Here is a 23,626-nt window from a genome sequence, read left to right as displayed (position 1 = left end):
ATCCCCTGACGACACCGGCGCCGAAAACGGCGCCAGCCGCGCGGACGGCGGTGAGACCACGCCGGACGATGACGAGGACGGCGACGAGGTCGCCGAGGTCACCGGTTCGGTCTCCGGATACGACGATGTGAACCTGCTGTTCCAGGCACTGTCGGGGGCCGGTGAGGACCGACGCGCCGAATTGCGCGACGAGTTGATCAACCGCTGTATTCCGTTGGCGGACCATATCGCCCGCAAATTCAGTGGCCGCGGCGAACCGTTCGACGATCTGACGCAGGTGGCCCGCGTCGGGCTGGTCCACGCGGTCGATCGGTTCGACGTCTCGCGCGGCTCGAACTTCCTGTCCTTCGCGGTACCCACCATCATGGGCGAGGTGCGGCGCTACTTCCGCGACAACACCTGGGCGATGCGAGTCCCGCGGCGAGTCAAGGAGACCCATCTGCGCATCGGCTCGGCGATCGATTCGCTCTCGCAGTCGCTGGGCCGCTCTCCGACCGCCAAGGAAATCGCCGCCGAACTCGACATCCATCCCGACGAGGTGACCCAGGCCGTCATCGCGGGCAACGCGTATCAGCCCAGTTCCATCGACGCGGTATCGGTGGGCCGCGATACCGAGGCCTCGCTGCTGGACACCCTCGGCGAGGAGGAGTCGCAGTTCGACCGGGTCGAGGAATATGTGGCGATCCGGCCACTGCTCGCCGGGCTGCCCGAACGGGAACGACGCATTCTCACCATGCGGTTCTTCGAATCGATGACCCAGACCCAGATCGCGCAGCGGATGGGGATATCGCAGATGCATGTATCCCGGATTCTCGCGAAAACCCTTGCGCGGCTGCGGGAACAGAGCGCCCGCGAATGAGGCCGGCGGTTACGCCGGAGCGGGCGTTCGCGGTGTCGCGGCGCGTTGGGCGTGCACGATGGCCGACACCAATTGCCCGGCCGGGCCGCCGAGTTTGCGCGGTGGACGCCACACCGCGCGCAGGGTGCGCCGCAGGTCCAGGCCCTCGACGGCAACCGCGCGCAGTTCGCCGCGCTCGAGCTGGTCGCCGACCGCGAGTGTGCTGAGGACCGCGGGCCCCACACCGCCGAGCACACTGGTGCGAATGGCCGCGGCGCTACCGAGCTCCAGAAGCGGTTCGGCACGCGGATATTCGGCCAACGCGACATCGAGGGTGCTCCGGGTACCGGAACCCGGTTCGCGTGCTACCAGCGGTGTCGCGGCCAATTCGGCGACCGTGAGCGGGGTGCGGCGCCGCGCCCACGGATGCCCGGGATCGACCACGACGAGCAGGCGATCGTGCGCGACAGTCACATGCGGCAATCCCTCGGGCACGGCGGGCGATTCGACGAATCCCAGATCGCATTCCCCCGCCACCAGCCGATCGCACACGTGGCGCGAATTATGCACCTGCAGATGGACTTTCACATCCGGACGGCCGCGGCGGAACGCGCCGAGCCACCCCGGCAGCAGACATTCCGCGACCGTCATGCTGGCGGCGACGGTGAGTTCGGCCTCCTGATCGGTGCGCAGCGCGGCGGCGGCATCGAGTAGCCGGTCCACATCCGCCAGCACCTCTCGCGCCCAGTGCACGACGACGGTGCCCGCCGGGGTGAGCGTGGAGCCGCGCGGTGAGCGGCGCAGCAGCGCGAGGCCCAGCCGATGCTCCCATTGCCGCACCGCACGGCTGGCGTTCGGCTGTGCCATGCCGATCGAACGTGCGGCCGCACCGAGACTGCCGTGGTCGTCGATGGCGACCAGCAGCTCCAGGAAACCCAGGTCGGGACGGGCATCGGCCATACCGCAATCATATGCATCGAGCACAACTCATATCAGCATGATATGAGTCTGATGCGGTTTCGGCCGCTACCGGACCCCACCGATTCACGAGACCGTTGTCTTCATGACAAGTCTGGATTCCTCGCGGGCGGCCGGGGCCGCCGACGAAGCGCCTGATACCACCGAGCCGGGCACGCCGGACCGAACCGGTGATGCCGACAGCGCGGCCGCCCCGCAGCGCGATATCGGATCCTCCGGCACGCAGACCTCGGCCCGCACGCCCCGACGCCGCTTGCGAGCGCGGCTCGGACGAAGCGGATTCGCCGCGCGAGCCGGGCAGTCGGGTGCAGCGGTCGGGGCCGACATCGTCCCCGGACTGGCCCTGACAGTCGCGATCACGGCTCTCGTGCTGGGCATCGCCCCATTCACGCCGACGGTCAGTCCGCTCCTGCTCGCCATCGTCGTCGGGGCGGCACTCGCCAATTGCGTCCCGTTGCCGCAGCGGGTGCAGCCGGGGCTGCAGTTCTCGGCGAAACGGCTGCTGCGCATCGGCGTCGCACTGCTCGGCCTGCAGCTGACATTCGCCGACATCCTCGGGCTCGGGCCCACGGTGATCGCGGTGGTCGTCGCGATCGTCGCCCTCGGAATCGGCGGCACGATGTTCATGGGCCGGCTGCTGGGGTTGAGCTGGACGCAGCGACTGCTGATCGCGTGCGGATTCTCCATCTGCGGTGCGGCCGCGGCCGCCGCGGTGGACGGCGTGGTCGACGCCGAAGACGAGGAAGTGCTGACCGCGATCGCACTCGTGGTCGTGTTCGGCACGATCATGATCGGCGCGCTGCCCCTGCTGTCGAGCGTGCTGGGCCTCGACGATCGCACCGCCGGAATCTGGGCCGGAGGCGCCGTGCACGAGGTGGCCCAGGTCGTCGCGACCGGAGGCGCCATCGGCGGTGCCGCACTGACCGTCGCGGTCGTGGTCAAACTCGCGCGCGTGGTACTGCTGGCACCGGTACTGGCGGTGATCGGCTGGCAGGTCCGGCTGCGCGAGGACACCGCGCCCGGAACCCGCAGGCCGCCCCTGATTCCGCTGTTCGTCGTCGCCTTCCTGGGCTGCGCCGCACTGCGCACCACCGGGCTGCTGCCGGAATCGGCACTCGCGACGGCCAAACTGCTCCAGACCGCTCTGCTCACCGCCGCCATGTTCGCCCTGGGCGCGGGCGTACGCCTGGCCGCCCTGCGCCGAGTCGGGCCGCGCCCGCTGATCCTGGCGCTGCTGTCGACCGCCTGGGTGGCCGGCATCGCCCTCGCCGGTGCGGTTGTCGCCGGCTGAGCGGCCCGCGGTGTCAGGACGGTTTGCGCAGCGCGGCCATGAACATGGCATCGGTGCCGTGGCGGTGCGGCCAGAGCTGGGCGGCGGGACCGTCGCCGATATCTGCGACGCCCGGCAGCAGCGTTCGGGTGTCGAGTTGTTCGGCGTCCGAGCGACGGACGAAATCGGAAACGACGGAGACGGTTTCGGGCAGGTGCGGTGAACATGTGGAATACACCACCACACCGCCCGGTCGCAGCAGATCCCATGCGGCGGTGAGCAATTGGCTCTGTAGGGTGGTCAGGTCGCGCACATCGGCCGGGGTGCGCCGCCACCTCGCCTCCGGCCGCCTGCGCAGCGCGCCCAGTCCGGTGCACGGTGCGTCGACCAGGATGCGGTCGTAGCCGGGTTCCAGCCCGGAGTCGCGCCCGTCGACCACATGCACGGTGACCGGAAGGCCACGAGTCGCCTTGCGCACCAGGTCGGCTCGGTGTTCGGCGGGTTCGACAGCATCCACCCGATACCGATCGATATCGGCCAGGGCACCGAGCAGCGCGGTCTTACCGCCCGGGCCGGCGCACAGATCGAGCCAGCGTCCACCGTCCTCGCCCAGCAGCGGCGCCCGGGTCAGCGACAACGCGACCAGCTGGCTGCCCTCGTCCTGCACCGCGGCCATTCCCTCACGCACGGCTTCCAGCTGCCCCGGATCGCCACTGTCCAGGTACACCGCATACGGTGACCAACGCCCCTCCTCACCGCCACTGACCAGCGCCAATTCCTCGGCGGTGATATCGCCGGGCCGGGCCACCAGGTGCACGATCGGCCGTTGGTCGTCGGCGGCGAGCAGATCGCGCAGCTCCCCTGCCCGCGCACCGAGTGCGTCGGCGAAGGCCTGCGCGATCCAGACCGGATGCCCGAATTCGAATGCCATGCGGCCGATCGGATCCTCGGGCGCCAGCTCCTCGACCCACTGCTCCGGTGTCCGCGCCGCGGCTCGCCGCAGCACCGCGTTCACGAAACCGGCTTTGCCGCTGCCGGATTCGGTGCGCACGAGATCGACCGACGTATCCACCGCGGCGTGCGATCCCACTCGGGTCCGCAGCAGTTGATAGACGCCCAAGCGCAGGACGTCGAGCAGCGGGCCGTCGATCTCCATGACCGGACGTCCCGCGCAGTCGGCGATCACGGCGTCGAGGACCCCCATCGCGCGGCAGGAGCCGTAGGCGAGCTCGGTCGCGAAAGCCGCATCGCGCCCGGACAATCCGTATTCCCGCAGCAAGACGGGTAACACGAGATTCGCGTACGCGTCCCGCTCACGAACCGCCCGGAGCACGTCGCGCGCGACGAGCCTGGGAGCGTCACCCACCACACCACGGCGTCCCTGTGGCCGGGCTGCGGAACGACCGGTCCGCCGCCCGTCACCGGAGGCCCGTTTCGACACCTCACCGCCGGCCCTTCCGGGTGCGGCATCGTAGGCTCGCCCCGATCCGCGATCGACGCGCCCGGCACCGCGAGCACCACTCGCGCCGGAGCGCCGACCGCGGTCGTCCGACGAATCACGCCCCTCTCCCCGACGGGCCCGACCAGCATCACCGCCGCCGCTGCCCGAACCTCTCCCCGCGTCGCCGTGATGCCGAGAGTCGTTGTCCGCCCGTCCTTTTCCTCGGCTCGCAGCGCCGGTTCTCCGGCCGTCGTGGTCGGGTCGTTCGCCTCCTCGACGTGGGCCGCTCACTCGACCACCGCACCGGGCTGCAGGCGGGCGCCGCGGGCCCAGTCCAGGGCAGGCATCATCCGTTTGCCCTGCGGTTGGACCTGATCCAAGCGCACGGCGGTGGTGGCGGTGCCGATGTAGACACCGGATTTGCGCACCTCGATCACCCGCTCGGGCAGCTGATCCTCGACCAACTCGACCGGCCCGAGTTTCAGTCGCTTACCATCGATCTCGGTCCACGCGCCCGGCGCCGGCGTGACGGCGCGAATCCGGCGGCCGACCGCCAGCGCCGGTTGATCCCAGCGGATGTGGCCTTCGTCGGCCTCTACCTTGGGCGCATAGGAGATGCCCTCACTGGGCTGCGGTACGGCCTGTACGGTGCCGTCCTCGATTCCGTCGAGGGTCGATTCGAGCAGCTGCGCACCGGAGATCGACAATCGCTCCAACAGGGAGCCGGCGGTATCGGTGATGCCGATGCGTTCGGTGACCACGCCGTAGACCGGCCCCGTGTCCAAGCCCTCCTCGATACGGAAGGTCGAGGCGCCGGTGATTTCGTCGCCGGCCAGGACCGCCGCCTGCACCGGCGCCGCGCCACGCCACGCGGGCAGCAGCGAGAAATGCAGATTGACCCAGCCGTGCCGCGGGATGTCGAGAACCACCGGCGGCAGCAGCGCGCCGTAGGCCACCACCGGACAGCAGTCGGGCGACAGATCAGTCAGTGCCGCAACGAATTCCGGCTCCGAGGGTTTGCGCGGGGTCAGCACCGGAATGCCGAATTCGTCGGCCAGCCGCCCGATCGGCGAGCGCGTCACCTTGCGACCGCGCCCGGCCACCGCGTCCGGCCTCGTCACCACCGCCACCACCTCGTGGCGCTCGGATTCGATGAGCCGCCGCAGCGACGGAACGGCCGGTTCGGGAGTCCCCGCGAACACCACGCGCATCTACTCGACCCGCCCGGACGCGGGACGGCTGCCGGCGACCTCGGCCGCCGACATCACCGTCTTGCCGGCGGCGAACCACTCCGATTCCCGCACCGCGCGCATGGCCTGTTTGCGGGTGGCCGGTTCCAGCCGCTGCAGATACAGCACACCGTCGAGATGATCGGTTTCGTGCTGCACGCAGCGGGCGAGCAGCCCCTCCGCCTCGAATTTCACCGGCTCACCGTGCCTGTCGACCCCCCGCGCCACCACGCGGTGGGCACGGGTCACGTCGTAGCGCAGCCCCGGAATCGACAGGCAGCCCTCCGGGCCGGTCTGCTCGTCCGTCCCGAGAACCTCGAAGACCGGATTCACCACGTGTCCGGCGGCATCGCCGGTGTCGTAGACGAACACCCGCAGGCCGACCCCGATCTGCGGCGCGGCCATACCGACGCCGCCACTGGCGTGCATGGTGTCGGTGAGGTCGGTGACCAGCTGCTCGAGTTCCCTGTCGAAGGCGTCCACCTCGTCCGCGCGGGCACGCAGGACGGGATCGCCGAACAGGCGAACGGGCTGGATTGTCACAGGCACACTCCCGGGCGAGACGACATTGCGGTCGCCCCATTTTACGGGCGGCCGGAAATCCGCTTCGTCAGGAATGCGCGCCCACGATCACCCCACCGATTCCGGTGCCCAGCGGGACGTAGGCGCACTGCGGCAGCGGCGCGTGCTCGGGGACGAGCAGGGTGAGCGGGAACTGCTGCACGAACGGGTCGTACACCATGTGGAAATGCCCGGTCAGGTCCCCACACCAGGCGAGGCCCCCGTCGCGGCGTTCCCGACTTCGTCGCATATTCCGAGTGCGCGCCGCGCGGACCGGTACGTGTGACGGGCCACGGCATTCGTCTCACTCGGCCGCGGTGGTGTCGTCGTCGGCGAGGATCCGGTAGATCGAGCGCCGGGCCTCGGTGAGGACCTCGGCCGCCTTACCGGCCTGTTCGGGAGTGCCGGCGCGGGCGACCTGCCCGACCGCACCCATCAGCTGGCCGACCAGTTCGCGCAGGTCCAGTGCCTGGTCCCCGACGCCCTCGCGGACGTCCTGCCAGGGATCACCCAGTTCGTCGCGGTGTTCGGTGACGTACTCGGCGCCCGCGTCGGTGAGTTTGGCGGTTTTGCGACCGGCCACCTTCTCGATGATCACCAGGCCCTCGTCCTCGAGCTGGGACAGTGCCGGGTAGATCGAGCCGGGACTGGGCCGCCAGATGTCGTCGCTTCGCTCGCGGATCTGCTGAATCAGCTCGTAGCCGTGCATCGGACGTTCCTGCACGAGCAGCAGAATCGCCGCGCGGACATCTCCGCGCCGTCCGCGTCCACCGCGGCCGCGGCCGCGACCGACATGGCCGCCCGGACCGAATCCGGGTCCGAAATCCGGGCCGAAGGGCCCGAAGCCGTGTCCGCGCGGGTGGCGACGGAACTGTTCGTGTCCGCCGTGTTCCTGCGGGTCCGGCCGGGGGCCGCGACGACGGCCGCGACCGAACCCGTCCATGTTCTCCATGCGTTCCATGATTGCCTCCTCGGGCATCGTCTTACGTTGACCCGATCAACGATATATCGGCAATGCATCTTTGACAAGTATGGAGCGCGCCACAGCGGGCGCAGTGACTCAGGCGGCGAGCGAACAGATCCAGCGCTCCAGCCGGTCGCCCTCCGTCCGCATCAGTTCTGGATCTCGAAAAGTGTTGGTGAGCAGAGAGATTCCTTGATAGGAGGCGATGAGCGCGACGGCCAGTTCACGCGCGTCGGCGCGGCCCATCTGCTCGAATTGCCGCTGCACCCAGTCCAGCAGGACGCCCATCACCTCGGCCAGCTCCCGCTCCATTCCGTCGGAGCGTTTGTCGAGTTCGGTGGCCAGGGTGCCGGACGGGCATCCGTATCGGGCCGCGAGATCACGCTGGTCGACCCAGGACCGGATCAACGCCCGCAGCCGATCGACCGGCCGAGGTTCCCGGTCGAGTTCGGCGAGGAAGCCCTCCAGGCTGTGGGCGTGAGCCCCGATCGCGGCCTGGATCAGCTGATCCTTGGTCTTGAAGTAGTAGTACACGTTGCCGACCGGCACCTCGGCAGTCCGGGCGATGTCGGCGATCGTCGTCTTCTCCACCCCCTGTCGATGGAAGACCTCGGCGGCCGCGGCGGCGAGCCGTTCCCGCTTACCACCGGCCCGCTTGCTGTCGACTGAGTTAGTCATACAACTGACTATAGACACATCGGAGACGATGCCGTACGGTGCGGTGAGTCAGTTAACTAACTTAGGAGTGAAAATGATCGTGGTAACCGGAGCGACCGGCAACGTCGGACGACCGTTGGTGCGGATGCTCGCCGACGCCGGCGAGAAGGTGACCGCCGTATCCCGCCGCCGTCCCGACGACCTCCCCCACGGCGTGCGGCACGTTGCGGCCGATCTGACGAATACGCGTGACGTCACGGCGGCCCTCGATGGTGCGGAACAGCTGTTTCTGCTGCTCGCGCCGGGATCGCTGGCCGCAGATGTGCCGGGAGTGCTGGCCGCGGCACGCGATGCGGGAGTGCGGCGAGTCGTCCTCTTGTCGTCACAGGGCGTCGGAACCCGGCCCGACAGCGCCTCGCACGGACAGTTCGGAAAGCAGGTCGAAGTTGTCGTCCAGAACTCGGGACTGGAATGGACCATATTGCGGCCGAGCGGTTTTCAATCGAACGTAGCGATGTGGGCGGACGCGGTGCGCACGCAGCGAACGGTCACCGCGCCGTTCGGTGATGTCGCGATCCCCTTCGTGGACCCCGACGATATCGCCGCCGTGGCCGCCACCGCTCTGCGCGAGCCCGGTCACGCCGGCCGGACCTACGTGCTGACCGGTCCCGCACCCGAATCGCCGCGTGATCGGGTGCGGGACCTGGCCGAAACGCTCGGCGAGCCGGTGCGTTTCGTCGAGCAGACAGCCGAGCGGGCGCGCGCGGAACTGCTCACCGTGATGCCCGCCGACACCGCCGACACGACCCTGGCGATCATCGGTGCGCCGACTGCCGAGGAACTGCGGGTCAGCGGCGATGTCGAGGCGGTCCTCGGCCGTGCACCGCGCCCCTTCTCGGCGTGGGCACGACGCAATATCGACATGTTCCGCTGAACATCGCCCCGCGCCGCCCCTGCTCCGGCACGCCGAATTCGCTTGTGCGTCAGCCGATGTCGACCGGATCGATCTGCACGCGCAACGGACCGTCCGAGCGATGACTGCTGCGCACTGCGAGGGCGGCGGCCAGCGAGCGCGACAGCGCCGAGCCCGCTCGCCGGTCGACCCGGAGAATCATCCGTTCGACCTCGGCGGGCGCGGCGTCGCCGGAGAACGGTATGCGGGCACCGGGCGGCAGCGGCACCGGGCCCAGGACCTCGACGCCATCCGGTAGTGCCGTCCCACCGAGGAGTTCGCCGATAGTGGTGGTCGTGCCGTCGACAGCGGCCAGGCGCACCGCGGGCGGGAAGCGGACCTCGGTGCGAGCGGCGAGTTCGTGACGGGCGTGGCCGACCGGATCCCAGCGCACCAGCGCCTGCACGGTCGGCAGCGACGGTTCGGCCATCACGAGCACCTCACCCGCGGGGCGGACCAGGGCGGCCGCCGACATCCAGCGCCGCAGTGCGTCCTCGGCGGCACGCAGGTCCGCGCGGCCGAGCAGCGCCCAGCCGTCGAGCAGCAGCGCGACCGCGTACCCACCCGGCACGGCGGGTTCAGCGCCGATGGTCGCGACCACCACCTGCGGGCCGTCGGGCACCGAATCCAGCACGGCGGCCCCGCCCGAACCCCGGATCGGCACACCGGGAAAGGCACGGCCCAGTTCCTCCGCGGTGCGCTGGGCACCGATCACCACCGCCCGCAGCACCCGCGAACCGCACGCACCGCACCGGAAGGCCGGTTCCGCCTTGCCGCACCAGCGACAGCTCGGGCTCTGGGCGATATCCCCGGACCCCTTGCTGCCCAGGGGAACTGCCGCCGGACGGCGTTCGTCCGGGGCCGTGTCCAAACGTGCGGGATCCGGATGCCGCGGGCCGGCATGTCCCGCTCGGTGATCCCCGGCGGATGGTTCGCCGGCTCGGCTTGCGGCCGTCGCATCACCTGCCGATCGCACCGACCCGTTCCGGGACGGTGCCCCGCCCCGGGAATCGGCGGCCGGCCGGGCGTCTCGCCCGCCCCAGGTACCACTCTCCGGCAGCGACAGCGGCCCGTTGCAGTGGCGGCAGCGGGCCGGGGTGCGACATTTCGCGCAGGCCAGGGCGGGGACGTACCCGCGCCGCGGCACCTGTACCAGCACCGGGTCGCCCGCGGCGAGTGCTCGGCGCGCCGCGGCGAAGGCGGTGCCGGGGATGCGGATCGCGCGCGCCATCGGGTCCCGCTCCAGGGCGATATCACTGTCCCCAGGCGCGTAGATGCGAGGAGTGTTGGCGCGCAGTGTCTTCCGGTCGGCGATCAGGTCGTGCGCCCATCCGGATTCGACGATGGCCTGCGCCTCCGCGGTCCGCGCGAACCCGGCTACCATGAAGGCCGCGCCGGTTTCGTGGGCGCGCAGCATCGCGACCTCGCGGGTGTGCGGATAGGGCGCACGCGGTTCGGCATAAGTGTCGTCGCCGTCGTCCCACACCACGATCAAGCCCAGTTTCTGCGCCGGCGCGAAAACCGCGCTGCGCGTTCCGACCACGACCCGTGCCGTGCCACGCAACACCGCGAGCCAGCGCCGGTACCGGGCGGCCGGCCCCAGCCCGGCCGACAGTCCGACCACCGAATCGCCCACCAGGGCAACACATTCCGTGACGACCCGGTCCAGATCGCGCTGATCCGGCACCATCACGATCGCACTGCGCCCGCTCGCGACCGCGGTGGCCGCCAATTCCGCGAGCCGGCGCGGCCACTGCTCCCCGGACATCGCCTGCCAGGCCGCACGCGGGCCGCTGCCCCGACGCAGCGCGGACAGGAACGAACCACCGTGCACGTAGTGCGACCAGGCCGGGAAATCGGGCGGAATCTCCGGCAGCTCCACGGGTTTCGGTTCGGCCGCCTCGGTGCGCGCATGCCGCGGCGGAATCGCCAGCCGCAGCACATCGGCCCGTGTTCCCGCGTAACGGGCGGCCACGGCCGATACCAGGCGAAGGATCTCCGGTGTGAGGACGCGCTCGCCGGACACCACCCGCTGCAACGGCTGGATCTTTCCGGAATGTTCGGTGCGCGTGAGCCTTTCGAGGATGTATCCGTCGACCAGGCGGCCGGAGAATCGCACCCGCACGCGTACGCCGGGCTGGGCTAGCTCATCCATCTCCGGCGGTACCGAGTAGTCGAAATCGCGGTCCAGGTGGGCGGGTTCGAGCAACGGCAGCACCCGGGCGATCGGTTTGTCGAGCCGGGTTTCACCGGCCCCCTTCGCCGGGTTCCGCGGATCCGCGTGGTCCACCGCATCCGAGTCGTGTTCTTCGAGCGGCGCGGGGTCCGATGTGTTGTGTTCGGAATGCGGCGCTATCTCCTTTGCCGCAACGGGTTTCGGCGCCACGGACGATGAGCCGGGCACGCAAACGGCGCCCTCCGTCGGAACGGAGGGCGCCGTCGGTTCTACCGCTTCCGCCACGGCAGGCGCGGACCCGATCAGAGACCGGCGGCCGCGCGCAGCTTGTCGGCGCGGTCGGTGCGCTCCCATGGCAGGTCGATGTCGGTGCGGCCGAAGTGGCCGTAGGCGGCGGTCGGCGCGTAGATCGGCCGCAGCAGATCCAGATCACGGATGATCGCACCCGGACGCAGGTCGAAGACCTCGCTGATCGCCTTCGAGATCTGCGCCGGGTCGACCTGCTCGGTGCCGAAGGTCTCGACGAACAGGCCCACCGGGGCGGCCTTGCCGATCGCGTAGGCCACCTGGACCTCGACCCGGTCGGACAGTCCGGCGGCGACGACGTTCTTGGCCACCCAGCGCATGGCGTAGGCCGCCGAGCGGTCCACCTTCGACGGGTCCTTACCGGAGAAGGCGCCACCACCGTGACGGGCCATACCGCCGTAGGTGTCGACGATGATCTTGCGGCCGGTCAGGCCGGCATCGCCCATCGGTCCGCCGAGGACGAACTTGCCTGTGGGGTTGACCAGCAGCCGGATATCGGAGGTGTCGAGCGGGTTGGGCAGTTCCAGATCGGCCAGGACCGCGTCGACGACCTTCTCGCGAATATCGGGCGCCAGCAGGTTGTCCAGGTCGATATCGGCCGCATGCTGGGTCGAGAGCACGACCGTGTCCAGCCGGACCGGACGGTCGCCCTCGTATTCGATGGTGACCTGGGTCTTGCCGTCCGGGCGCAGGTAGGGCAGCACACCGGACTTGCGGACCTCGGTCAGCCGCCGCGAGAGCCGGTGCGCCAGCGCGATCGGCAGCGGCATCAACTCGGGGGTTTCCTTGGTGGCGTACCCGAACATCAGGCCCTGGTCACCGGCGCCTTGGCGTTCGATCTCGTCGTCGGAGCCGCCGACACGCGCCTCGTGCGAGTGGTCGACACCCTGGGCGATATCGGGCGACTGCGCGCCGATGGCGACGTTCACGCCGCAGGAGGCGCCGTCGAAGCCCTTCGCCGAGGAGTCGTAGCCGATCTCGAGCACCTTCTCGCGCACGATGGTCGGAATATCGGCGTAGGCCTCGGTGGTGACCTCACCGGCGACGTGCACCTGACCGGTGGTTACCAGGGTCTCGACCGCCACCCGGCTGTGCGGGTCCTCGGTGAGCAGCGCGTCGAGGATGGAATCGCTGATCGCGTCACAGATCTTGTCCGGGTGACCCTCTGTGACGGACTCACTCGTGAATAGCCGGCTACCGGACGTGCGCACAGTTGTTCCCTCTCCCTCAACGGGTTTCTCATGTCGGGATGCGACAGTAGCGGCATCGCGTCACCGCACAACCCTTTACCTCAGACTATTCCAAACTTGCCACGGCCGGGCGGAGCACCGGCGTTCGGGCCTGCGCGGCGGCCGCCACCGCTGTGCGGACCGCGTCGCCACGACGGCGGCACGGCCGAATCACTTGGGGCTCAACGCAACAGCGGGCCCAGCGCATCGAGTACCCGGCTGGCGAGCAGCGCCTTGGAACCGTGGTCCAGCGACTGTTCGGTGCCATCGGCGCCGAGCAGCCAGCCGTCGTTGTTGTCGACCTCGAACGCCTTACCCTCGCCGACGGCATTGACCACCAACAAGTCACAGCCCTTGCGGGCCAGTTTCGCCCGCGCGTGAGTCAGGACGTCGCCGTGTTCGTCGCCGGTTTCGGCGGCGAAACCGACGATCGTCAGGCCGCCGAGCTGCCCGTCGCGGCGCGCCTGCACCAGCCCGGCCAGGATGTCGCGATTCTTGGTCAGTTCGATCGAATTCGGCTCGTGCGCACCCTTTTTGATTTTCGCGGCAGCGACATTCACCGGCCGGAAATCGGCGACCGCAGCGGCCATGATGACCGCGTCGGCGCCCACGGAGTGCTTGTCGACGGCGGTACCCATCTGCTCGGCGGTCGTCACGTGCACGACCTCGACCGCGGCGGGCGGCTCCAGGCCGATGGTGTTGCCGGCGATCAGGGTGACCTGGGCGCCGCGCTGAGCGGCCACCCGGGCCATCGCATAGCCCTGTTTGCCGGAACTACGGTTGCCGAGGAATCGGACCGGATCCATCGGTTCGCGAGTGCCACCCGCGGAGACGACGACGCGGCGGCCCTCCAGATCGCGCGGCAGCGCGTCGGAGCGCTCGAGCAGCAGCGAGGCCAGCGCGAAGATCTCCTCCGGCTCGGGCAGCCGACCCGGACCGGTGTCGGCGCCGGTGAGCCGCCCGGAAGCCGGTTCCATCACGGTCGAGCCGTGGGCGCGCAGCGCGGCGACATTCGCGATCGTGGCCGGATGCTCCCACATCTCGGTATGCATGGCGGGAGCGAACAGCACCGGACATCGGGCGGTGAGCAATGTGGCGGTGAGCAGATCGTCGGCGCGGCCGGAGGCGGCACGCGCCATCAGATCGGCGGTGGCCGGGGCGATGACCACCAGATCGGCCTCCTGGCCGATGCGCACATGCGGCACCTCGGGCACGTCGGCGAAAACCCCGGTCTGCACCGGATTGCCCGACAGTGCCTCGAAGGTGGCCTTACCGACGAACTGCAGTGCGGACTCGGTGGGAATGACTCGGACGTCGTGCCCGGTCTCGGTGAACTTGCGCACCAGCGAGCACGCCTTGTAGGCGGCGATCCCGCCGCCCACGCCGACAACGATTCGCATCTGAATCAAGCCTCTTCGGTCCGGTGGAGAGACAGCGGGTTACGACCGCAGGGTCACTCGCCTTCGGTGTGTTCGAGCAGGTCGGAGTGGATCTCGCGCATGGCGACCGAGAGCGGCTTCTCCTGCAGGCCCGGCTCGACCAGCGGACCCACGTACTCGAGGATGCCGTCACCGAGCTGGTTGTAGTAATCATTGATCTGACGCGCCCGCTTGGCGGCGTAGATGACCAGCGCGTACTTGGACGACGTGCGCTCGAGCAACTCGTCGATCGGCGGGTTGGTGAGGCCGACCGGGGTGTCGTAGGCGGGCACGGTCTTGGTGTCGCTCACTAGGGAGGCTCCTGCGGGTCGATGGGGAGTTGCTGTTCGAGAGGAGTTCGCGGATCGCCCGCCGTCATCTCGAATTTGTGCTAACGAACAACGATACCAACTGCTCACAGGCAGTGGTCACGTCGTCGTTCACGATCACGATGTCGAACTCGTCACAGGCGGCGAGTTCGGTCTTCGCGGTGGCGAGCCGGCGCTCGATCACCTCGGGTGATTCGGTGCCGCGGCCGGTCAGCCGGGCCACGAGTTCCTCCCAGCTGGGCGGGGCCAGAAAGACCAGCAGCGCCTCGGGCATCGCCGCTCGGACCGAGCGGGCGCCGGCGAGGTCCACCTCCACCAGGACCGGTTTCCCGGCGGCCAGTGCCGCCTTCACCGGAGCGGCCGGTGTTCCCGACCGTTGCAGGCCGCCGTGGATGTCGGCCCATTCGAGTAGTTCGCCTTCTTCGATCATGGCGTCGAAGTCGGCGCGGGTCACGAACCGGTAGTCGCGGCCGTCGACCTCCCCGGGCCGCGGGGCCCGGGTGGTGGCCGACACACTGAACACCAGTTCCGGCAGCCGTTCCCGGACGCAACGGACCACGGTGGACTTGCCGACGGCCGAGGGGCCGACCAGTACCACCAGCCGACCCTTCTGTGTGTGTTCGACCACCCTCGGATTAGGCTTCGAAGTCGAACTTCGCCAGCAGCGCCTTGCGCTGCCGGTCGCCCAGGCCCCGCAGGCGGCGGGTCGGCGCGATCTCCAGCTCGCTCATGATCTCGGCCGCCTTGACCTTGCCGACCTTGGGCAGGGCCTCCAGCAGCGCGGATACCTTCATCTTGCCGAGGACCTCGTCGGTCTCGGCGTCCTTCAGGACCGTCTTCAGGTCAGTGCCGCCACGCTTCAAGCGCTCCTTGAGCTCTGCCCGAGCGCGGCGAGCGGCAGCCGCCTTCTCCAAAGCAGCGGCGCGCTGCTCGTCAGTCAGCTGGGGAAGGGCCACGGTTCCTCCGTCTCATCGTTCATTGCTAGATCTACCTCCGGTAACCCGGTGGTCTCAGCGACCGTACCCACGCGGCGCGCCGATTGCGAACCCACCCCCCAGGTCAGCGCCCGATTCGGGCATGCGAGCCCGTTACCAGGCAGGTCGCGCGGCCGATTACGCCCAGTCCTGGCACCGGCCCGGGGGATTTCTTCAACAAGCCGGTGACCTGGGCAGATCCCGATTCCGACGGCTTCCCCGCCGGATTCACCTCCGGCCGGATCGGACCGTAACCGACCCGTAATCGCGCGACCTGGAACTTTCTGAAAATTCTGCGCGTGTCGCCGATTTTTACCCCAGCGTGTCGTGGGGCGGCGTGGCGTGGCGAGCGCTCTCGGCATCGGTCGGCGACGCGCGAGACGGGGCCGTAAGGCACCCGGGAAGGGCCGCTGAGCCGGAAAAACACGCGCGTGTAACTTCCACTCGGGAGCGAGCACGTATGCGCGCGAACGGGCCGCAAATCCAAACAGACCGGTCGTTTTTCCAGCAGGTGGTCGGCCCCCGGCCCGACGACGCGTGGTGGACACACGAGCGAATCCGCCCGTGCGTGCGACGGCTCGCACCGAACCCGAGCGGAAGAGATCATCCCTGCAGGAAGGCGAATTCGTCGGCGAGCTTGTGCATCTTGGTGCGCATCGCCGCCACCGAAGGCCCGGTGTCGAGCAGCTCCCGGGAGACGTTGGGTACCACCGCCGCGAACCGGTCGGACGGGATCAGCGCGCGGATCGACTCCGCTCTCCCGCCCTGTGCGCCGACGCCGGGCATCAGGACGGGACCGTTGAGTTTGCTCACGTCGACGGGCTCGGTGAGGGTCGCGCCGACTACGACGCCGACCGATCCGAATTCCGCCCCGGCGTTGCAGCCGGCGGCCTCGTCGATCATGATCTGCGCGACACTGCGACCGTCGACCGCGGTGATGCGTTGCACCTGGGCGGCCTCCGGATTCGAGGTGGCTGCCAGCACGAAGACCCCGCGACCGGCCGAGCGCGCGGCGTCCAGGGCGGGTGACAGCGCGCCGAAGCCGAGATACGGCGATACCGTCACCGCATCACTGGCCAGCGGACCGTCGCCGAGCCAGGCCCGCGCGTAGGCGGCCATCGTGGAGCCGATGTCGCCGCGCTTGGCGTCGGCCAGCACCAGCGTGCCGGCCGCGCGCAGCGCCGCGATGGTGTCCTCGAGCACCACGATGCCGCCGGAGCCGTACTCCTCGAAGAACGCTACCTGGGGTTTCACCAGCGCCACCCGGCCCGCGAACACCTCGACGCAGATGTCGGAGAACCGTTTCAAGCCCTCGACGTCCTCACTGAGCCCCCAGGCACGCAGCAGCTGCGGATGGGGGTCGATGCCGGCGCACAGCGGGCCCAGCCGGCCCATCGCGTCGGCCAATCGCAGGCCGAACGGCGTCACCGGCTCGCCCCGGCGCCCGCCAGTTCGTCCCCGGCATGCGCGGGCGGCGTCTGCGCACCGGCGGTCCCGGATTCGGCGTAGGCGTCCTCGCCGCTGTAAGCGAGTAGTTCGTCGGCCTGGGCGAGCACCTCGTCCGCACGGGCGAGCACCGCGTCGGTGAGCGCATCCGCCTCGGCCTCGGCCTCGGCGTCGGGCGCCGGCTTGCGGCCCATCGGCGGGATTGCCCGGAAGCCGACCGTGCTGTAGCCGCCGACGTTGCGCATCCGGCGAATGTCACCGCCTCCGGGCGGCGCGGCCTCCGCCGCACCGAATCCCCGAATCCGCCGAGTCGTCGCCCGCCCGGCCCCCGGGGGCCGGACTCCCGCGCCGAAACCGATGGCTCCCACCGTTATCTCTCCTCTTAGCCGCGCAATACGGCGTGCAACTCCTGCAGCGAGCGCACCCCGATACCGCCGTTGATGGTTGCTTCGATGCCCTGTACGGCTGCAGCCGCACCCTGAACCGTCGTGATGCACGGAATGTTGGCGCCCACCGCGGCGGTACGAATCTCGTAACCGTCCACGCGGGGCCCGGAGTTACCGTAAGGCGTGTTGAAGACGATGTCGATCTCGCCGTCCTTGATCTGATCGACGATCGAGGGTTCGATCGGATCGCCGTTGACGGACGCGGGTACCGGATCGGACTGTTTGCGCACCCGTTCGCACGGAATCCCGTTGCGCCGCAACATCTCCGCGGTGCCGTCGGTGGCGAGGATCCGGAAGCCCAGATCATGCAGCCGCTTGACCGGGAACACCATGGCCCGCTTGTCACGATTGGCGATCGAGACGAACACCGTGCCCGCGACAGGCAGCGAACCGTAGGCCGCGGACTGGCTCTTGGCGAAGGCGGTACCGAAATCGGCGTCGATACCCATCACCTCACCGGTGGACTTCATCTCCGGCGACAGCAGCGAATCGATGCCGGTGCCATCCGGACGGCGGAACCTGTGGAAGGGCAGCACCGCCTCCTTCACCGCGACCGGCGCGTCCATCGGCGCGTGACCGCCGTCGCCCTCGGCGGGCAGGATGCCCTCCTTGCGCAATTCGGCGATGCTCGTGCCCAGCATCACCCGCGCTGCGGCCTTGGCCAACTGCACGCCGGTCGCCTTGGAGACGAACGGCACGGTCCGGCTGGCGCGCGGATTGGCCTCGAGCACATACAGCACGTCGTCCTTGAGCGCGTACTGCACATTGAGCAGGCCCTTGACCCCGATGCCCTTGGCCAGTGCGGTGGTCGAGCGGCGCACCGCCTCGATATCGCTGCGGCCCAGGGTGATCGGCGGCAGCGCGCACGCCGAGTCGCCGGAGTGGATACCGGCCTCCTCGATGTGCTCCATCACGCCGCCGAGGTAGACCTCCTCGCCGTCGCACAGCGCGTCGACATCGATCTCGATGGCGTCTTCCAGGAAGCGGTCGACCAGCACCGGATGTTCCGGGCTGAGTTCGGTGGCGCGGGAAATATAGCCCTCGAGTGAGTTCTCGTCGTAGACGATTTCCATTCCGCGCCCGCCCAGCACATAGGACGGGCGGACCAGCACCGGATAGCCGATTCCGGCCGCGATCTCCTTGGCCTGCTCGAACGTGGTGGCCGTGCCGTACTTCGGCGCCGGCAGTCCGGCCGCGACCAGCACGTGACCGAATTCGCCGCGGTCCTCGGCCAGGTCGATCGCCGCCGCGGAGGTGCCGACCACGGGCACCCCGGCATCGGTGAGCCGCTGTGCCAGACCCAGCGGGGTCTGGCCGCCGAGCTGCACGATCACTCCGGCCACCCGGCCCGATTCCGATTCGGCGTGGTACACCTCGAGCACGTCCTCGAAGGTCAGCGGCTCGAAGTACAGTCGGTCGGCGGTGTCGTAGTCGGTCGAGACGGTCTCGGGGTTGCAGTTGACCATGACGGTCTCATACCCGGCTTGCGACAGGGTCTGCGCGGCGTGCACGCAGGAGTAGTCGAATTCGATGCCCTGGCCGATGCGGTTGGGCCCGGAACCGAGGATGATCACCTTCTCCCGCTCGGGCTGCGGCGCCACCTCCGACTCGGCGGCCGGATCGAGTTCGTAGCTCGAGTAGTGATACGGCGTCTTGGCCTCGAATTCGGCCGCACAGGTGTCGACCGTCTTGTACACCGGCCGGATGCCGAGGCGGTGACGCAGTTCGCGCACCCCGTTCTCGCCGGCCAGTTCCGGTCGCAGCATCGAGATCTGGCGATCGGACAGGCCGTTGTGCTTGGCGTAGCGCAGCAGCGGCTCGTCCAGCACTGGCGCCTGCGCGATCTCGGCGCGCAGCTCGACGAGTCCGGCGATCTCGGCGACGAACCACGGGTCGATCCCCGAGGCCTGCGCGACGTCCTCGATGCTCGCGCCCAGCCGCAGCGCCCGCTCCACCTGGTACAACCGGCCCTCGGTCGGCACGCGCAGATCGTCGAGGATCTCGGCGGCGTCGGTCCAGCGGCCGTCGGGCTGGGTCCAGAACCCGGCCGCCTTGGTCTCCAGCGAGCGCAGCACCTTACCGAGCGCCTCGGAGAAGTTGCGGCCCAGGCTCATCGCCTCACCGACCGATTTCATGGTGGTGGTGAGTGTCGGGTCGGCGCCCGGGAACTTCTCGAACGCGAACCGCGGCGCCTTGACGACCACGTAGTCGAGCGTGGGCTCGAAACAGGCCGGGGTTTCCTTGGTGATGTCGTTGACGATCTCGTCGAGCGTGTAGCCGATGGCCAGTTTCGCCGCGATCTTGGCGATCGGGAAACCCGTGGCCTTGGAGGCCAGTGCGGACGAGCGCGAGACGCGCGGATTCATCTCGATGACGATCAGGCGTCCGTCGCGCGGATCCACCGCGAACTGGATGTTGCAGCCGCCGGTGTCGACGCCGACCTCGCGCAGAATCGCGATACCCAGATCGCGCATCTTCTGATATTCGCGGTCGGTGAGGGTCATGGCCGGGGCGACGGTCACCGAATCGCCGGTGTGGACGCCCATCGGGTCCACGTTCTCGATCGAGCAGACGATGACCACGTTGTCGCGGCCGTCGCGCATCAGCTCGAGTTCGTATTCCTTCCAGCCGAGGATCGATTCCTCGATGAGGACATTGGCGGTGGGCGAGGCGGCCAGGCCGCCGCCGGCGATGCGGTCGAGATCCTCGTCGTTGTAGGCCATGCCCGAGCCCAGACCGCCCATGGTGAACGACGGCCGCACGACCACCGGGAAGCCCAGCTCGGCAACGGTTTCGCGCACCTCGTCCATGGTGTAGCAGACCTTGGACCGGGCCGACTCGCCGCCGACCTTGGCGACGATGTCCTTGAACTTCTGCCGGTCCTCACCGCGCTGGATGGCTTCGAAGTCGGCGCCGATCAATTCGACGTTGTACTTCTCCAGCACCCCGTTCTCGTGCAGCGCCACCGCGGTGTTGAGCGCGGTCTGGCCGCCCAGGGTAGCGAGGATGGCATCGGGGCGCTCCTTGGCGATGACCTTCTCGACGAATTCCGGGGTGATCGGCTCGACGTAGGTGGAGTCGGCGAATTCCGGGTCGGTCATGATCGTGGCCGGGTTGGAGTTCACCAGCGACACCCGCAGGCCCTCGGACCGCAGCACCCGGCACGCCTGGGTGCCGGAGTAGTCGAATTCGCAGGCCTGGCCGATGACGATCGGCCCGGAGCCGATGACCAGGATGTGGTGCAGGTCGTTACGACGTGGCATCAGGCTTCCTCCATCAAACCCGCGAAGCGGTCGAACAGGTAGGCGGCATCGTGCGGCCCCGCGGCGGCCTCCGGGTGGTATTGCACCGAGAACGCGCGACCGTCCACCAGGCGCACTCCTTCGACGGTGCCGTCGTTGGCGCAGGTGTGGCTGACCTCGGCGGTCCCGAACGGGGTGTCGAAGCGCTGCCCGGCCTCTCCTTCGAGCGCAAAACCGTGGTTCTGCGCGGTGATCGAGACCGCGCCGGTGGCGTGATCGATCACCGGCACATTGATGCCGCGGTGGCCGAACTTCATCTTGTACGTGCCCAAGCCCAGCGCACGGCCCAGGATCTGGTTGCCGAAGCAGATTCCGAACAGCGGAAGCCCTTCGCCCAGAACGGCTTTGGTCAGCTCGACGGCGTCGTCCTGGGTCGCCGGATCGCCGGGACCGTTGGACAGGAAGACGCCGTCCGGCTTCAGCTCCTCGATCTGGTCCAGCGTGACGCCGGAGGGCACCACGTGCACCCGGATGCCGCGCTCGGCGAACATGCGCGGAGTGTTGGTCTTGATACCGAGGTCGACGGCGACCACGGTGAACCGATGCTCACCGGCGGGCTCGATGGTGTACACGCCGTCCGTGGAGACCTCACCGGCCAGATCGGCGCCGAGCATCGAGGCCTGACCGGTGACCCGGCTCAGCAACTCCTCGGTCGAGGCCGCGGCGGCGTCGCCGCTGAAAATGCCCGCCTTCATCGACCCGCGGGTGCGCAGGTGACGCACCAGTGCGCGGGTGTCGATGCCCGCGATCCCGACGATGTGCTGGCGTTCCAGCTCCTCCTGCAGAGTGGTGGTGGCGCGCCAGTTCGAGGCCCGCTTCGCGGGGTCGCGCACCGCGTATCCGGCCACCCAGATCCGATTCGACTCGTCGTCCTCGTCGTTCCAGCCGGTGTTGCCGATCTGCGGGGCGGTGGCCACCACGATCTGGCGGTGGTAGCTGGGGTCGGTCAGGGTCTCCTGATAGCCGGTCATCGCGGTGCAAAACACCGCTTCGCCCAGCGTCTCGCCCTCGGCGCCGAACCGCCGGCCCCGGAATACCCGTCCGTCCTCGAGCACCATCACCGCGGCGCGGTCGCTCATTCGCTCACCTCGTTCACGAAAAATCCAGCCTTCACGCTCTGCCTTCTCACGCCATGAGCGGGGGCCTGCGTGGTTACGCAAGCTGCCGCCTCCGGCCCTCGTCCGCTCATGGCGTCTCGTCTCCCGTCGCCGCGCCGGTCTGTCCCGTCGCGGATATGGCCGTCCAGGCCGGATACACCGTCTTGTCGTCGCCGCGGAACCCGGTATCGACTTCGGTTCCCGTCGGCAGTTTCCAGCGAATAACCAGCACACCATTGTCGGTCATCACCTTGCCCGCGTGGCCGCGTTCGGTGCGGACCGCGGTGATGGACTCCTGCGGAATCCAGATCACCTCCGCGCCGTCGCGTTCCAGCAGGATCCCGCGTTCGAAGCGGGTCAGCTCTGCCGTGGCCCGGAAACCCAGATCTCCGACCACGATGCGGTTCTGCCAGCTCGGAGCCAGCGTGGTCCCCGTGTACAGCCCGGTCGTCGGCTCGAGCACCTGCGCGCCCAGATCCGCCGGCACCGTGGGCAGCTCCCCGACCGAGGAGGCTTGCTTCCGGGCCCGCACGAGCCAGGAGCGATACATCAACCACAGGAACAGGACGAAAAGGGCGGCCAGCCCGATCACCCACAGTGTTCGCTCCATTATTGCCCCACTCTCCCCGCCAGGGCGGTCGTCACCACTCCGTCGCGGGCGGTGATCCGCCCGCGCAGCATGGTGGCGGCGACCTTGGCGGGCAGCGTCATCGCCTCGTACGGCGTGTTGGCGGAAATGCTCGCCAGCTCCCGCGCCCGCACGGTCCACGACGCGTCCGGGTCGATCAGGGTCAGGTTGGCCGGTTCACCGACCGCGATCGGGCGGCCCTGATCGTCGAGTCCGGCGATGCGGGCCGCATTCTCGCTCATCACCTTCGCCACGCCACGCCAGTCGAGCAGGCCCGGAGCCACCAGGGTCTCGACGATGATCGACAGCGCGGTCTCCAGCCCCAACATGCCGGGACGGGCGGCGGCGAATTCGCAGCACTTCTCCTGTTCGGCGTGGGGGGCGTGGTCGGTGGCCACACAGTCGATCACACCGTCGGCCAGGGCCTTGCGCAGCGCCTGGGCGTCGGAGGCCTCACGCAGCGGTGGATTGACCTTGTTCACCGCGTCGTAGGTCTCCAGCCGCGAATCGTCGAGCAGCAGATGATGCGGCGTGACCTCGGCGGTGATCGAAATCCCTTGCGCCTTGGCCCATTTCACCAGCTCGACGGTGCCCGCGGTGGATGCGTGGCAGATGTGCACCCGGGCTCCGGCGTCGCGGGCCAGCAGCGCGTCGCGGGCCACGATCGACTCCTCGGCCGCGCGCGGCCAGCCGGCCAGGCCCAGCCGGGCGGCGTTAGGGCCCTCATGCGCGATGGCGCCCTGGGTGAGCCGCGGCTCCTCGGCGTGCTGGGCGATCAGCACGTCGAGCGATTTCGCGTACTCGAGGGCACGGCGCATGATCAGCGGGTCGTAGACGCAGTGCCCGTCGTCGGAGAAGATCCGCACCCGGCCCTCGCCGGCGGCCATGGTGCCCATCTCGGCCAGTTGCTTGCCGGCCAGGCCGACGGTCACCGCGCCGACCGGATGCACGTCGACCAGCCCGACCTCCTGCCCGCGCCGCCACACGTGATCGGTGACGACCGAGGTGTCGGCCACGGGATTGGTGTTGGCCATCGCGAATACCGCGGTGTAGCCGCCCAATGCCGCTGCGGCCGAACCGCTTTCGATGGTCTCGGTGTCCTCGCGGCCGGGCTCGCGCAGGTGGGTGTGCAGGTCGACGAAACCGGGGAGCAGGATCCGGCCGTCGGCCTCCAGCACCTCGGCATCCGCGGCAACCTCGACGCCGTCGACGGTCTCGCCGGATCGCGCGCCGAGGGCGACGATCACACCGTCGCGCACCAGCACGTCGACCGGCTCACCCTCGCCATAGGGCCGCACGCCCCGGATAACCAGATCGCTCACGCGCCCTCACCTTCCACATCGAAGCTCACGCTCACGCTGTGCCGACGCGCATGAGCGGGGGCC

At 69.1% G+C, this 23,626-nt stretch carries 22 protein-coding genes; 3 read left to right on the top strand and 19 right to left on the bottom strand.

Features of this window, described 5'->3' with window-relative positions:
* Positions 1 to 127: 127 nt before the first annotated feature.
* Positions 128 to 859: an RNA polymerase sigma factor SigF gene (locus tag C5E41_RS15875; RefSeq protein WP_258081015.1), complete on the top strand. Its 732-nt coding sequence runs from the start codon at positions 128 to 130 to the stop codon at positions 857 to 859.
* 9 nt (positions 860 to 868) lie between these two features.
* Here the strand turns inward: C5E41_RS15875 and C5E41_RS15870 are convergent, their stop codons facing one another.
* A complete protein-coding gene (locus tag C5E41_RS15870; RefSeq protein ID WP_104376599.1) occupies positions 869 to 1,798 on the bottom strand; it encodes a LysR family transcriptional regulator in 930 nt (309 codons plus the stop codon).
* 103 nt (positions 1,799 to 1,901) lie between these two features.
* On the opposite strand from C5E41_RS15870, the gene C5E41_RS15865 reads away from it, so the two are divergent.
* Positions 1,902 to 3,107 (top strand): YeiH family protein, encoded by a 1,206-nt coding sequence (locus tag C5E41_RS15865; RefSeq protein ID WP_104376598.1) that lies wholly within the window; start codon positions 1,902 to 1,904, stop codon positions 3,105 to 3,107.
* Positions 3,108 to 3,120: 13 nt separating this feature from the next.
* Here the strand turns inward: C5E41_RS15865 and C5E41_RS15860 are convergent, their stop codons facing one another.
* From C5E41_RS15860 to C5E41_RS15840, 6 genes are all read right to left on the bottom strand, one after another.
* Positions 3,121 to 4,452 (bottom strand): RsmB/NOP family class I SAM-dependent RNA methyltransferase, encoded by a 1,332-nt coding sequence (locus tag C5E41_RS15860; RefSeq protein WP_308706128.1) that lies wholly within the window; start codon positions 4,450 to 4,452, stop codon positions 3,121 to 3,123.
* Positions 4,453 to 4,814: 362 nt separating this feature from the next.
* Positions 4,815 to 5,738, bottom strand: a complete 924-nt coding sequence (gene fmt / locus C5E41_RS15855) for a methionyl-tRNA formyltransferase (RefSeq protein WP_104376596.1) — start codon at positions 5,736 to 5,738, stop codon at positions 4,815 to 4,817.
* On the bottom strand, positions 5,739 to 6,299 hold the full coding sequence (def, locus tag C5E41_RS15850) for a peptide deformylase (RefSeq protein ID WP_104376595.1): 561 nt from the start codon (positions 6,297 to 6,299) through the stop codon (positions 5,739 to 5,741).
* A gap of 67 nt (positions 6,300 to 6,366) precedes the next feature.
* Positions 6,367 to 6,567, bottom strand: coding sequence for a hypothetical protein (locus C5E41_RS33315; RefSeq protein WP_146097571.1), 201 nt, complete (start codon positions 6,565 to 6,567; stop codon positions 6,367 to 6,369).
* A 54-nt stretch (positions 6,568 to 6,621) separates the two neighbouring features.
* Positions 6,622 to 7,278 carry a PadR family transcriptional regulator gene (locus tag C5E41_RS15845; RefSeq protein ID WP_439956404.1) on the bottom strand — a complete coding sequence of 219 codons (657 nt, stop codon included), beginning with the start codon at positions 7,276 to 7,278 and terminating at the stop codon, positions 6,622 to 6,624.
* A 99-nt stretch (positions 7,279 to 7,377) separates the two neighbouring features.
* On the bottom strand, positions 7,378 to 7,959 hold the full coding sequence (locus C5E41_RS15840; RefSeq protein ID WP_104376594.1) for a TetR/AcrR family transcriptional regulator: 582 nt from the start codon (positions 7,957 to 7,959) through the stop codon (positions 7,378 to 7,380).
* Between the two features lie 73 nt (positions 7,960 to 8,032).
* Between C5E41_RS15840 and C5E41_RS15835 the strand changes: the two genes are divergently transcribed.
* Entirely contained in the window at positions 8,033 to 8,872 is an 840-nt protein-coding gene (locus C5E41_RS15835) for an NAD(P)H-binding protein (protein WP_104376593.1), read from the top strand.
* Positions 8,873 to 8,921: 49 nt separating this feature from the next.
* Here C5E41_RS15835 and C5E41_RS34480 read toward each other — a convergent pair whose 3' ends face one another.
* The 12 genes from C5E41_RS34480 to C5E41_RS15770 form a co-directional block, all read right to left on the bottom strand.
* Positions 8,922 to 11,108: a primosomal protein N' gene (locus C5E41_RS34480; protein WP_258081014.1), complete on the bottom strand. Its 2,187-nt coding sequence runs from the start codon at positions 11,106 to 11,108 to the stop codon at positions 8,922 to 8,924.
* A gap of 260 nt (positions 11,109 to 11,368) precedes the next feature.
* Positions 11,369 to 12,583: a methionine adenosyltransferase gene (gene metK / locus C5E41_RS15820; RefSeq protein ID WP_064902668.1), complete on the bottom strand. Its 1,215-nt coding sequence runs from the start codon at positions 12,581 to 12,583 to the stop codon at positions 11,369 to 11,371.
* Between the two features lie 200 nt (positions 12,584 to 12,783).
* The gene (gene coaBC / locus C5E41_RS15815) at positions 12,784 to 14,001 is read right to left on the bottom strand and encodes a bifunctional phosphopantothenoylcysteine decarboxylase/phosphopantothenate--cysteine ligase CoaBC (protein WP_104376592.1); all 1,218 of its coding nucleotides are present in this window, start codon (positions 13,999 to 14,001) and stop codon (positions 12,784 to 12,786) included.
* A 53-nt stretch (positions 14,002 to 14,054) separates the two neighbouring features.
* Positions 14,055 to 14,330, bottom strand: coding sequence for a DNA-directed RNA polymerase subunit omega (gene rpoZ, locus C5E41_RS15810; RefSeq protein ID WP_025350704.1), 276 nt, complete (start codon positions 14,328 to 14,330; stop codon positions 14,055 to 14,057).
* A gap of 64 nt (positions 14,331 to 14,394) precedes the next feature.
* Positions 14,395 to 14,976: a guanylate kinase gene (gene gmk / locus C5E41_RS15805; protein WP_063013381.1), complete on the bottom strand. Its 582-nt coding sequence runs from the start codon at positions 14,974 to 14,976 to the stop codon at positions 14,395 to 14,397.
* 7 nt (positions 14,977 to 14,983) lie between these two features.
* Positions 14,984 to 15,304, bottom strand: a complete 321-nt coding sequence (mihF, locus tag C5E41_RS15800) for an integration host factor, actinobacterial type (RefSeq protein ID WP_030513994.1) — start codon at positions 15,302 to 15,304, stop codon at positions 14,984 to 14,986.
* Between the two features lie 621 nt (positions 15,305 to 15,925).
* A complete protein-coding gene (gene pyrF, locus C5E41_RS15795; protein WP_104376591.1) occupies positions 15,926 to 16,750 on the bottom strand; it encodes an orotidine-5'-phosphate decarboxylase in 825 nt (274 codons plus the stop codon).
* Positions 16,747 to 17,136: a hypothetical protein gene (locus C5E41_RS15790; protein WP_104376590.1), complete on the bottom strand. Its 390-nt coding sequence runs from the start codon at positions 17,134 to 17,136 to the stop codon at positions 16,747 to 16,749. The genes pyrF and C5E41_RS15790 overlap by 4 nt, the downstream gene beginning before the upstream one ends.
* A gap of 14 nt (positions 17,137 to 17,150) precedes the next feature.
* Positions 17,151 to 20,477, bottom strand: a complete 3,327-nt coding sequence (gene carB / locus C5E41_RS15785) for a carbamoyl-phosphate synthase large subunit (protein WP_104376589.1) — start codon at positions 20,475 to 20,477, stop codon at positions 17,151 to 17,153.
* Complete coding sequence (gene carA / locus C5E41_RS15780; RefSeq protein ID WP_104376588.1) at positions 20,477 to 21,595, bottom strand: glutamine-hydrolyzing carbamoyl-phosphate synthase small subunit; 1,119 nt, start codon at positions 21,593 to 21,595, stop codon at positions 20,477 to 20,479. Before carA ends, carB begins: the two co-directional genes overlap by 1 nt.
* Positions 21,596 to 21,701: 106 nt before the next feature.
* The gene (locus C5E41_RS15775; protein WP_104376587.1) at positions 21,702 to 22,223 is read right to left on the bottom strand and encodes a PH-like domain-containing protein; all 522 of its coding nucleotides are present in this window, start codon (positions 22,221 to 22,223) and stop codon (positions 21,702 to 21,704) included.
* Positions 22,223 to 23,563 carry a dihydroorotase gene (locus C5E41_RS15770; RefSeq protein ID WP_104376586.1) on the bottom strand — a complete coding sequence of 447 codons (1,341 nt, stop codon included), beginning with the start codon at positions 23,561 to 23,563 and terminating at the stop codon, positions 22,223 to 22,225. Before C5E41_RS15770 ends, C5E41_RS15775 begins: the two co-directional genes overlap by 1 nt.
* Between the last annotated feature and the right edge of the window lie 63 nt (positions 23,564 to 23,626).

It is taken from the genome of Nocardia nova, from assembly GCF_002933465.1.
In the GTDB taxonomy this organism is placed as follows: Bacteria; Actinomycetota; Actinomycetes; order Mycobacteriales; family Mycobacteriaceae; genus Nocardia; species Nocardia nova_B.
Note: the sequence above shows the minus strand (reverse complement) of the source record. Positions and strands in the feature narration are given on the sequence as shown.

Excerpts from the sequence above, each read along its gene's own strand:
- C5E41_RS15870 (WP_104376599.1), bottom strand. The coding sequence starts at position 1,798 with ATGGCCGATGCCCGTCCCGACCTGGGTTTCCTGGAGCTGCTGGTCGCC.
- carB (WP_104376589.1), bottom strand. The coding sequence starts at position 20,477 with ATGCCACGTCGTAACGACCTGCACCACATCCTGGTCATCGGCTCCGGG.
- coaBC (WP_104376592.1), bottom strand. The coding sequence starts at position 14,001 with ATGCGAATCGTTGTCGGCGTGGGCGGCGGGATCGCCGCCTACAAGGCG.
- C5E41_RS15775 (WP_104376587.1), bottom strand. The coding sequence starts at position 22,223 with ATGGAGCGAACACTGTGGGTGATCGGGCTGGCCGCCCTTTTCGTCCTG.
- fmt (WP_104376596.1), bottom strand. The coding sequence starts at position 5,738 with ATGCGCGTGGTGTTCGCGGGGACTCCCGAACCGGCCGTTCCGTCGCTG.
- C5E41_RS15865 (WP_104376598.1), top strand. The coding sequence starts at position 1,902 with ATGACAAGTCTGGATTCCTCGCGGGCGGCCGGGGCCGCCGACGAAGCG.
- C5E41_RS15835 (WP_104376593.1), top strand. The coding sequence starts at position 8,033 with ATGATCGTGGTAACCGGAGCGACCGGCAACGTCGGACGACCGTTGGTG.
- carA (WP_104376588.1), bottom strand. The coding sequence starts at position 21,595 with ATGAGCGACCGCGCCGCGGTGATGGTGCTCGAGGACGGACGGGTATTC.
- C5E41_RS15845 (WP_439956404.1), bottom strand. The coding sequence starts at position 7,278 with ATGGAACGCATGGAGAACATGGACGGGTTCGGTCGCGGCCGTCGTCGC.
- C5E41_RS15840 (WP_104376594.1), bottom strand. The coding sequence starts at position 7,959 with ATGACTAACTCAGTCGACAGCAAGCGGGCCGGTGGTAAGCGGGAACGG.
- C5E41_RS33315 (WP_146097571.1), bottom strand. The coding sequence starts at position 6,567 with ATGCGACGAAGTCGGGAACGCCGCGACGGGGGCCTCGCCTGGTGTGGG.